Genomic DNA, 12010 nt, shown 5'->3' with positions numbered 1-12010 from the left:
AATAGGTTAATAGGTATGTAAAGTAAATTACACCCTAAGTCTTTATTTTAATTTGAAATAAGTTAAAAGTTACTCGGAAAGGTTTGAGTAAATTGCTTAATGCTACAGGAATCTGGCCTAGTTAAATGGCTGATCCTGAGAAGGATGCGTAGTTTTCGTTTCATAATAGTTTAGTTTTAGTTTTGTAAAGTTTCAGTTAATAAATTAATGATTTTTAGTTGGAAAAAGTATTAATTTGTTAATTAACTGGTGGTAAATATAGCAATGTGATTTAAAAAAACAATAAAAACTTCCTTTTTTATAATTACTGCTAGTTTTACTTTTCATTTGTTAGCAATATAGGTTTGAAGTTCCAAATATGAAACCAGTTTACCATTTTTAACTTAAAATTTCATTTATGTTATTTGAAATATTTATTCAAATATGAACGCGGGAGCCAAATTATATTTTAAAAAAAACAAAAAAGTACTCAATATTAACAAAAAAGTACTCAATTTTAACTTAGGAGCTTAATTTTGAAGGAAAAGTTAGAAATTTTGGTATAAAGGCTCCTTGTTGCCAGCTTTAAATGAAAAACTTAAAAATTGAAAGGTGATTTTAAGTAATGAAAAAAAGCGACTGTGAATTTTATCCACAATCGCTTTTAAAACTAAAACAATCTAAAACTGTCTATTAATTTGCTAGATTTGGATTTCTAGCTACTGCATCGGCAGGAATTGGAGCTAAGTAATTACTGGTTTCTAAACTTCCAATAATTGGATTATGCTCCGCAACTGAACCGCTAACATTATCTCTAACTGATAATACCTCAGCTACTTTTTCTCTACGCATTAGGTCATACCATCTTTTATACTCTCCAGCAAATTCCCATTTGCTTTCTTCAAACGCTAAATCTTCTATGGCCCCAGAAGTAAGATCAACTCCAGCATCAGGAGTCGCAAAAGGTAATCCTGCAGCTCTACGTCTAATTTTATTAAGAGCTTCCCAAGCATCAGGAGTAACATTTCCAGATAGACCAGAAGCTTCAGCATAAATTAATAATATTTCGGCATAACGCATGATAAAATCGTTTCTCTCAGTTAAAAAATCACCAGGATTCAAATCTCCTGGAGGACCAGTAATTTTCTTAAATACCGGACTTTTTTGAGCATTAAAAGTGGTCCAATCTAAATCTAATCTATAGGTAGCCTCTTTTCTTGGGCCTGCTGGGAAATCTTCGAAAAACTTAATCTCAGCGAAAGTTTCATTCCATCCTCCTAAATCTGCAGGAAGACCCAATCGGCTAAATTTTCTATTAGCAACTGAATTATTTGGACATCCTTTACAATATGCAATGGTGTACAGAGATTCCTTACTAAAACGTCCGTCCAATGTCCATAAATCTTCTAAATCATCAACCAATCCAAAACCATGAGATGCAGCATTGTCCATTACTTGTTTAGCGGAAGATGCCGCTAAAGCATATTTACTAGCATCTTTCATTGGGAAACCTCCCCAATCCATATATAAACGTGCTAATAAGGCTCTAGCAGAACCACTATTTGGTCTTGGTGCACCAGCTTTAACCCCAGGATAAATTGCCGGAAGCCTTTCTTCAGCAGCCAATAAATCAGATTCAATTTGAAGATAAACTTCATCTAATTGTGCTCTTGAAATATTTGGGTCTGGGAATTTTGTTAATGGTAATGGAATTCTTCCGTGCACACGTGCTAACTGATAAAATAATATACCTCTTAAAAAATATGCTTCTCCTATATATTGTTGTAATAGACCTTGATCAACAGCTTCTAACCCTACTAATCCCGCAGAACGTTCTAGTACACCATTAATTGCATTAACGGCATCAAAAATAGCATTCCAGTTTCTTAGTAATCTATTGTTTGATGATAAAACAGCTCTTTGATCAAACTCTCTAAAGTCAGCTTTATTAAGGGCACGATGCGTTGTCATATCATCACCTCCCCAAGCAGGAGCATAAAATGTAGTCATACGCGCCGCTAGAGTAACTTGACTATAAACACCTCCAATACCACTTTCCATTTCTTCTAAACTTCCAAAAGACTCTGGTGGCAAGTTAAACTCGGTTGGGTCTGGATCCAAATTAGCACAACTTTGAGTAGTTATGCCAATTATAGCCATTAAGAAGAACAAGCTTGTAGCTGTACTCTTTAACACCTTTTTTAAACTATTTGTTTTCATATTTAATGTTTTTTATTAAAGATAATTAATATTTGTTAGAAGGTTACTTTTACGCCAAATGTAAAAGAAACTGGGTTGGGAAATGCTCCTACGTCAACTCCGGAACCAGCATCTTCATTAGCGCCTCCCCTAACTATTGATGTAACTTCAGGGTCAAAACCAGTATAATCTGTTATTATAAATAAGTTTTGTCCACTACCATAAACTTGTAAGCTATTAATTCCCTTAATTAAGTTTTCATCAAAAGTATAGCCTAACCGCAGGTTACTTAACCTTATAAAATCACCTTTTTCAATCCAACGGTTGCTATTTAAAATATTACCAGTACCGTATCTTGGAAGATCCGTTTCATTTTCTGGAGTCCATCTGTCATAAACTGTAGGTGATAAGTCACTTCTGTTCCCTCCATTTCCACTAATTGTACCTCTTACCTGATTCCATACATCAAATCCTAAAGACCCATTTAAAAACACATTTAGATCCCAGTTTTTATAAGTAAAGGTGTTGTTGAATCCGAAAGTCACATCTGGTAATCCGCTACCAATTGTTTGGAATTCACGTTCTCCATTTTCATCTAAAGCAAATTTTTCATCTCCAGGAACTGCTACCGGAGCTCCATCAGGGTCTAATGGAATATTATCTGTGGTTTTCCAAGTTCCCATAGCGTTATAGCCCCAGAAAGTTCCTAATGGTTCTCCAACTTTTATCACGTTAAGTCTAATACCACCTCCACCAATTCCAGAAACGTTTCCAACAATGAATTCAGTATCTCCGTTAAGCTTGGTAACCTTATTCTTAATATGAGAAAGGTTGAAACTTGAATTCCAACTAAAATCTTCATTTTCGATAATATCTGCAGATATAGAGAAATCAATCCCTTTGTTATTTACCTCACCGGCATTGATAAAGGTTCTAATAGAAGTTCCAGGAACTATTGTTTGAAGTAATAAATCTTCAGTATCCTTGTTGAAGTAATCAATAGAACCAGTAATGCGACCGTTTAAAAACCCAAAATCAATACCAACATTAGTTTGTGTTGTAGTTTCCCAAGTTAAATCAGGGTTGCCTTCTTGAGACTGAACAGATCCCGTATTTGTTGTTTCCCCGTCTATTGTATATAGGCCAGAGTTATTGTTTAATGAGAATCTTGCAGTAGAATTAATATTTTGATTACCTACCTTACCCCAACCAGCTCTTAATTTAAGAGTTGACAATCCAAGGTTTTCAACAAAATCAGTATTACCTAAATTTAAGGCTAAAGCCCCAGAAGGGAAATATCCTGTTCTACTGTCTTTAGCAAATCTTGAGGATTCATCAACCCTCATGGAAGCTGTAAGATAAAGAAAACCATCATAATTATATTGTGCACGCCCCAAATAAGATTGAATGGCGGATTCATTACCCGAATTGGAAAAGCTTTCATTAGCACTTTCATCTGCTAAGTATAACCCACCAACATTTAAATCATTTACGCCATAGCCATTGTTTAAAGCACGAGTTCCTTGAAATTCATAAACCCCAGTGACATCAATATTATGTTTACCGAATTCATTATTCCAATTTAAAATGTTACTAACCTGATGAGAGGTAACGTTATTATTTTGATAAGAAATGTTTGTAAATCCAGTGGCTTCAAAATCACCTTCTACTCTAAAAGATTCAGTATTTCTATGAAGAGTTGATACAGCAGTAATTAATGTATAGCTAAAATTATCAGTAAAGTTATATTTACCATTTAAAGTTAAGTTTAAACGGTCTGCAGTAACGTCATGGTCACTTAATTCAAATCTTCTAATTGGGTTGTAATTGTTGTTTGCAACTTCTCTTGGAGATCTTAAGATATAATCACCATTAGCATCACGCACAGGAGCTGTTGGATCCCAAGTAATGGCTCTTAATATAGCACTACCGTCACCACTGTTAAAAACGTCTTGATCATTATGCGTTATTTCTCTACTAGCTGTTACATTAGCTGAAACGCTGAATTTATCGTTAAACTCTTTGCTTAAGTTTGATCTAAACGAATATCTTCTATAATTAGAAGTAATTTGAGTTCCTTCTTGATCAATAAAGTTTCCTGAAACAAAATAACGTACTTTATCATCACTCCCACCGCTTACAGACAATTGTGTGTTATTGGTGACACCTGTTTGAAACATTAAATCTTGATATCTAATTGGGTCAGCATCAAATATAGAAAGTTCAGCATCAGAGTATGGAGGAGGTGAACCAGCATTGTTTGGGTCTGCTGTGAAAATGTCATTTTCAAATCTTGCAAATTCTCCGGAACTTAATGTTGGTAAGCGTTTATTGATATTTGAAATTGTAACAAATTGATCAAGAGTTACTTTTGCTTTACCAGAACCTTTTTTAGTTGTTACTAAGATTACACCATTTGAACCTCTAGACCCATAAATAGCCAAAGCCGATGCATCTTTAAGTACCTCCATAGAGGCAATATTGTTTGGGTTAATAGTTCTTAAATCTCCTCCAAAGACTCCATCTACAACCACAAGCGGGTCATTGTTTCCCGTAATAGAGTTTACCCCTCTAATCCTTACTTTTATGCCTTTTCCTGGCGCTCCAGATCCTGCTACAGTAACACCAGCAGCTCTACCTTGTAATGCATTTTCAACACGTGTTAATGGTTGGTTTTCAAAAGATTTAGCTGTAACCTGAGAAACTGCACCTGTTACATCACTCTTTTTTGCTGTACCATAACCAATTACTACAACTTCATCAAGCTGCGCAGCATCCTCTTTTAGAGTTACAGTAATTGATGTTTGATTGCCAACGGCAACAGATTGGGTTACATAACCCAAGAAAGAAACTACAAGTACATCGCTAGATGAAGCTGATATACTGAAGTTTCCATCAAAATCGGTAACGGCACCTTTAGATGTACCCTGCACCAGTACATTTGCTCCAGGAATACCTACTCCTGTCTCGTCAACAACAGTACCATTGACGGTTTGTTGTGCAGAAGCAACCTGAAAACTCATGAATGCCAGAACCAGACTAAAGAATAGACTAGCCCTAAAAAACTTTGTAATTTGTTTTTTCATAATAGTTTAGTTTTAGTTAAAAATTAAAAATAGATGGCCTCTCTTTTTAAAAGACCAAAAGCGTTTAGGTGTAATAATAAATTGGTTATTACACGTTTAGTTGATAAAAAAATTAAATTTTGATTAAATCAAAATGAGCACATGCCATAGCTAACATGCTAAATCTAAATTGGTAATTTTTGTTTCATAAAGAATGTTTAGTCTGAGTTTAGTTAGTAATTTTTTGAGTGAGTGGTTATTATGAGTTTAGCATAGATACAAAATTATGGCTATTAAATAAAAATTGGTGTACCATAATATTTACTGATGGAGACATATTAAACAAAAAATATACTCACAGAGACATTCTAAAAAGAGTGTCTAACTATTTGGTATATATTTATTTATAAGAACCAATAATTTATTCATGCACATAATTAATAATATTCTATGCTTTGTAAACATAACAAATATGAGGAAATGAATGAAATTAAAACCTACTCATAATTACCCAAAACCACTCAAAAATTAACATATTTACTATAAAAAAATTATACAAGATGAAAAAACCTACGTATAATAAGAATTATTCTTGAGATAAATTAAGTTTATGAGTTAGTGTGAGTTATAGGTGTTCTATTGAGAATTTATAGCCTATTTTAAATGAAATTCAGCTATTTATATATGGGATAATTACGTCCTATTTCAATAAACTTAAAAAAAGCTCTACACATCATCATAATCAACAACCAAAGTTGGTGTTGTTGGATTTGCTTGACAGGTAAGAATTAAACCTTCGGCAACTTCGCTTTCGGTTAAAATATTGTTTTGCCTCATAGTAGCCTCACCTTCTTTTATTCTGGCTAAACAACTACTACAAATGCCACCTTGACACGAATAAGGAGCGTCTAAATCTTCATCTAAGGCAGCTTCTAAAACCGTTTGCTTTTGAGACATTTCAAATGTGGTTTCTTCGTCATCAACAATAACAGTGATATTCGATTTCCCTTCCAAAACGGCTTCGTCATTTATCTCGGCAGGTTTGGCTGCTTTAAATAATTCAAAATGAATTCTATTTTCTTCAATGCCATGATCGGTCAATACGTCTTTAACGGTATGAATCATAGTTTCGGGTCCACAAAGATAAAAGGCATCAACTTCAATATGTTTATGCTTATTTTTCATCACATAATTAACGGTACTTTTTTCAATACGACCAAAAATAGAGTTTTCTTCATCTTTTTGACTAAATACAAATTGAATGGAAAAACGGTCTTTATACTCATGTTGAAGCTCTAAGAGTTCATTGAGGAACATGGTATCTTGAGTAGATTTATTTCCATAAACCAAAATAACTTTACTATGAACTTCTTCTTCTAAAGCACATTTTATTATACTTAAAACTGGAGTAATTCCGCTTCCAGCGGCAAAAGCAGCAATGTTTTTAGTTTTATTGTCATTCGGTTCAAAAACAAAACGCCCTTTAGGTGGGGCAACTTCTAAAGTATCACTTGCCTTCAAATGTTTATTAGCAAAAGCAGAAAAAGTACCATCTACCACTGCCTTAATTGCAACCTTTAACTCATTGCTTTTAGGGGAAGTGCATAAAGAGTAATCACGTCTTACTTCATTACCATCAAGAGTTGTTTTTAAAGTAATGTATTGTCCAGCTTTATAAGCAAAGGTGTCTTTTAAATTGTCTGGTAAATTAAAACTGATACTAATAGCTTTCTCAGTTTCTCTCTTAATATTTTTTATGGTAAGTTTATGGAATGAAGACATGTAAATATTTTTAACAAAAATAGTGAACTACATTTTTAAATTTTAGGTTTACTTGTAACAATTTATGCAATAATATTACTAACCTCATTGTAACTACTATACAAAACCATGATAAAGCATTTTATAAGTTTAGAATGGAAGTCTTTTTTTAGATCTGCCACACTAGGAAAGAGCATAGCCATTAAAATACTAATGGGCTTTTTTGTGTTATACTTTACTGCAATTTTTGCAATTGTAGGATTTGCAATGACCAAAATTTTAGGAAAAACATATCCTGATGTAGATCCCTTATTAGCTTTTAATGGGTTTATTTTCTTTTGGGTTATTGGTGATTTACTATTTAGGTTTTTCTTTCAAAAACTTCCAGTAATGACAGTAAAGCCATTGCTTACACTTCCAGTAAAACGAAACCGTATTGTAAACTATGTTTTAGGTAAATCTGCGCTTTCGTTTGTTAACTTTTTACCATTATTTACCATTATACCATTTGCAGTTAATTTGATAATGAACGGGCAAAGTACGTCATCTGTCTTGGTTTGGGTGTTTGTCATGGTGTTAATTATATTAATAAACAATTTCCTTAACTTTATTATTGAAAACCTTTCTGCTGAAACCGAATTATCTTTTTTACCTATACTAGTTTTTACCGGAATTCTTTTTGGTTTAAATCATTTTGGAATTATTGATATAGCAGATGCTTTGTCAAAAGGTGTTTTGGCTATTTCAGAATCACCTGTATTCTTAATTGTGCCACTAACTATTTTAGCTATTCTTTATTTCTATAATTTTAAAATTCTTAGAAAGAAATTATTCTTAGATAGCGGATTAAAAGAAAAAGTAAAGGAGGTAAATGCATCTGATTTAGAGTGGACAAAAAACTTTGGTGATATAGCCCCTTTTATGCAATTAGATTTGAAATTAATTTGGCGTAATAAACGGACGAAGTCTTCAGTTTGGATGATTGCAATAGGTCTACTCTACGGCTTGTTTTTTTATCCTAACCCACAATTTCAGGATACTGTACCTATGTTCATGTTTGTTGGAATTTTTTCAACAGGTATATTTCTAATAAACTTCGGGCAATTTATCCCCGCTTGGGATAGTGGTTATTATAAGCTATTAATGAGTCAGAATATTAAATATGAACAATATTTAAAATCTAAATTTACTTTAATGGCGTTAAGTGTAGTAATTCTTTTTGTTTTAGGAATTCCGTACGTGTATTTTGGGTGGAAAATTTTGTTAGCTCATTTTGTAGCGGCCATATACAATGTAGGCGTTAATACTCATGTAATTATGTGGGGTGGATCCTATAACAGAAAAAAGATAAATTTAGATCAGAAAGCCGCTTTTAATTATCAAGGTACTGGTGCGGTACAGTGGCTTATAGGTATTCCTCTGTTATTGCTGCCAATGGGATTATTTGCTTTGCTTTATTACATAATAAACTTTGAAATAGCTTGTGCGGTTATAGGGGTTTTTGGTGTAATTGGTATTGTTTTTCATCCAAAATTAATGAAGTTAATAACTTTAAAATATTCAGAATCAAAATATAAAATGATTGATGCTTTCAATCAAGAGAACTAATAATACAGAATTATGATAACCACATCAAATCTTTCGAAAAAATATAAAAATAATGAAGTTTTAAACATTGAATCATTAGAGATTCCAAAAGGTCAAAGTTTTGGTCTTGTTGGAAACAATGGGGCTGGTAAAACCACTTATTTTAGTCTGTTGCTAGATTTAATTCAACCCAGTACAGGCCATATTGTAACCAATGATATTCAAGTGAATAGAAGTGAAGATTGGAAACCTTTCACCTCGGCTTTTATTGACGAAAGTTTCCTGATTGGTTATTTAACTCCAGAGGAATATTTCTATTTTATTGGCGAACTTCGTGGTCAAAACAAGGCCGATGTTAATTCTTTGGTGGGTCAGTTTGAAGATTTTTTTCACGGGGAAATTTTAGGGCAGAAAAAATTCTTACGAGATTTAAGTAAAGGAAATCAGAAAAAAGTAGGTATCGTTGCGGCTTTAATTGGAAATCCTGAGGTTATTATTCTTGATGAGCCATTTGCTAATCTTGACCCTACCACCCAAATTAGATTAAAAGGAATTATTAAGGATTTAGCCGAAAAGCAAGGAGTAACTATTTTAATTTCAAGCCATGATTTAATGCATGTAACAGATGTTTGTGAACGTATTGTAGTATTGGAAAAAGGGGAAGTAGTTAAAGACCTAGTAACCAGCGAAGAAACACTAAAGGAATTGGAGGCGCACTTTGCAGGTTAACCACCTAAAAGCACGTTGATTTTATAGGTAAATCCAAAAAGATGCTTATTTTTACGTTTCTATATAATAATAACTAGAGTTTACAGTTATTTATTACACTAAAAAAGACAACGTTGAAAACATCTTTTAAAGTCATATCCACCCTAATTTTTGCTACTTTTTTAATTGTAAGCTGCTCAAGAAAAAAAGACAACTTTATTAGTAGGAATTACCACGCTGTTACTGCAGAATTCAATGCACTTTATAACGGTTATAATGCCTTAGAACAAGGAAGAAGCAATCTCAATGAAAGTTATTTTGACGATTACTGGAATGTTCTTCCCATTGAGCGTATGCAAGTTACAGATGAAATTATGCTTCCAGGGGAATCTAAAAATGAAGATTTTTCTAAAGCAGAAGATAAGGCTATAAAAGCCGTTCAAAAACATAGTATGGATTTTGGCGGCAAAGAAAAAAACCCGCAAATAGATGAGGCATATATGCTTTTAGGAAAAGCTAGGTATTTTGACCAGCGTTTTATTCCGGCTCTAGAAGCATTTAATTATATACTTTATAAATACCCCGCTAGTGATAAGATTAACCAAGCAAAAGTTTGGCGCGAAAAAACTAATATTAGGTTAGAGAATAATGAGTTGGCTATAAAGAATCTCAAACGACTATTATTTCAAGAAGAATTAAAAAGTCAGGATTTAGCAGATGCAACCTCTATTCTTGCACAGGCATATTTAAATATAAAGGTTGTAGATAGTGCTGTGGCACAATTAGAAATTGCTGCAACTGCAACAAAAAGTAATGAAGAAAGGGGCCGTTATCGTTTTATTCAAGGGCAATTATATAATGAACTTGGTTATAAAGACAGCGCAAATTTGGCGTTTGATAAAGTTATTGAGCTTAATAGAAAAACCCCAAGAATTTATATGATTAGTGCTCACCTTGAAAAAGTAAAGAACTTTGATTATGAGCAAGGTAATAAGCTTGAGGTTTCTGAATTGCTTGCAGAACTTGAAGAAAATCGAGAAAATAGACCGTTTTTAGATAAGATATATCATCAAATTGGTGCATATCATTTAAGAAATAATTCAGATTCTTTGGCTGTAGCTTATTATAATAAGTCTTTGCGAACTAGGTCAAAAGATAAAATATTAAATGCTAGGAATTATGAGATTCTTGGGGATATGAATTTTGACAAGTCTTTGTATAGGGAGGCTGGTATGTATTATGATAGTACAATGACAAGCCTTAATCAAGATTCTAAACCTTATAGGATTATAAAGCGTAAGCGAGATAATTTGGCAGATGTTATTTATTATGAAGCTATTGCCCAAGTTAATGATAGTATTCTACATTTAGTGAATTTACCTGAGGCAGATAAAGTTGCTTTTTTTGAAACATTTATTGAGAAATTAAAACAAAAAGCCGAAGAAGAAAAAGAAGAGCAAGAAAGGCAAGAAGCTTTAGACAGAAATAAAGGGCTGATAACTGGAGGCGGCATTCAAGGAAGACCTTTAAATACTCCGGGAGGTGCGCCTAGTCAAGGTTCATTATTCTATTTTTATAATCCTACTACTGTGGCCTACGGAAAAAACGAGTTTGTAAAAATTTGGGGAGATAGAGCTCAAGAAGATAACTGGAGGTGGTCTAATAAAAGTAGTTCTGGAGCAGGAAATAGTAATTCTGGATCAGAAGATATATTAGCTGCGGCAACTGAAGAAGAATTATATGATCCCCAATTTTACTTATCTAAAATTCCTTCTGAAGAAAAAGAAATTGATAGTATATCAAAAGAAAGAAACTATGCTTATTATCAATTAGGGTTAATCTATAAAGAGAAGTTTAAAGAATTTAGTCTTGCTAAGGTTAAGTTTCAGGATTTACTAAAGAGTAATCCAGAAGAGCGATTGGTACTTCCGTCAAAATACAATCTGTATAAAATTTATGAGGCGTTAGGCGAAAATGATGAAGCTAATATTGCCAAAAGTGAAATAATTAAAAACTATCCTGAATCTAGATATGCTACAATTTTAAGTAATCCAGAATTGGCATCTCAATTTGATGAAGAAAGTCCTGAACGTCTATATGAAAGGCTTTATGAACAGTTTGAAAATCAAGAGTATGACATCGTTATTTCAAAGAGCGAGGAATATATTAACTCATTTGATGGCGAGTCTATAGTACCAAAGTTTGAACTTTTAAAAGCTACAGCATCAGGGCGTTTGTACGGATATGAGGCATACCAAAAAGCTATTAATTACCTTGCAGTGACCTATGCTAATACAGAAGAAGGGCAGCAGGCGCAGCATTTGCAAACAAATATTTTGCCCAAGTTAGCAAGTAAAGATTTTGTTGAAGAATCAAATGATACTTCTGGCAATTTTAAAGTTATTTTTAAATTTGAAAACTTAGAGACTGAAGCAGTTTTAAATTTCCAAAAGACTTTAGATGAAGTTTTAAAAAATATTAAGTATTATGAGTTAACTTCTTCAATAGATGTTTATAATGCTAGCACTAAGTTTGTAGTTGTGCATGGTTTTAAAAATGGACAAGTAGCAAGCACTTTTGATCAACTCTTAACTAAAGAAGATAAAAAGAAAATAAAAGAACCCTATTTTGCAATGGCATCTGCAAATTATCAAATCGTTCAAGTTCATAAAAATTTGGACGCCTATTTGAATGTTGATAATAATTAAATT

The 12010-nt window shown here is 32.9% G+C and carries 6 protein-coding genes; 3 read left to right on the top strand and 3 right to left on the bottom strand.

Going from position 1 to position 12010, the window contains the following annotated elements:
• Nucleotides 1-672: 672 nt before the first annotated feature.
• The 3 genes from FUA22_RS11240 to FUA22_RS11230 all read right to left on the bottom strand — a co-directional run bounded on the left by FUA22_RS11240 (nt 673) and on the right by FUA22_RS11230 (nt 7025).
• Nucleotides 673-2199, bottom strand: a complete 1527-nt coding sequence (locus FUA22_RS11240; RefSeq protein WP_147768363.1) for a RagB/SusD family nutrient uptake outer membrane protein — start codon at nt 2197-2199, stop codon at nt 673-675.
• A gap of 35 nt (nt 2200-2234) precedes the next feature.
• Nucleotides 2235-5264 carry a SusC/RagA family TonB-linked outer membrane protein gene (locus tag FUA22_RS11235; RefSeq protein WP_147768361.1) on the bottom strand — a complete coding sequence of 1010 codons (3030 nt, stop codon included), beginning with the start codon at nt 5262-5264 and terminating at the stop codon, nt 2235-2237.
• A gap of 705 nt (nt 5265-5969) precedes the next feature.
• On the bottom strand, nt 5970-7025 hold the full coding sequence (locus FUA22_RS11230) for a ferredoxin--NADP reductase (protein WP_147768358.1): 1056 nt from the start codon (nt 7023-7025) through the stop codon (nt 5970-5972).
• A gap of 108 nt (nt 7026-7133) precedes the next feature.
• Between FUA22_RS11230 and FUA22_RS11225 the strand changes: the two genes are divergently transcribed.
• The 3 genes from FUA22_RS11225 to porW all read left to right on the top strand — a co-directional run bounded on the left by FUA22_RS11225 (nt 7134) and on the right by porW (nt 12007).
• Nucleotides 7134-8612, top strand: coding sequence for a DUF5687 family protein (locus FUA22_RS11225; RefSeq protein WP_147768356.1), 1479 nt, complete (start codon nt 7134-7136; stop codon nt 8610-8612).
• Nucleotides 8613-8624: 12 nt separating this feature from the next.
• Nucleotides 8625-9320, top strand: coding sequence for an ABC transporter ATP-binding protein (locus FUA22_RS11220; protein WP_147768354.1), 696 nt, complete (start codon nt 8625-8627; stop codon nt 9318-9320).
• Nucleotides 9321-9433: 113 nt separating this feature from the next.
• A complete protein-coding gene (gene porW / locus FUA22_RS11215) occupies nt 9434-12007 on the top strand; it encodes a type IX secretion system periplasmic lipoprotein PorW/SprE (RefSeq protein ID WP_147768352.1) in 2574 nt (857 codons plus the stop codon).
• Nucleotides 12008-12010 lie beyond the last annotated feature (3 nt).

The organism is Seonamhaeicola maritimus (assembly GCF_008056315.1).
GTDB classification, from domain to species: Bacteria; Bacteroidota; Bacteroidia; order Flavobacteriales; family Flavobacteriaceae; genus Seonamhaeicola; species Seonamhaeicola maritimus.
This window is presented reverse-complemented; position numbering and strand designations above follow the sequence as displayed.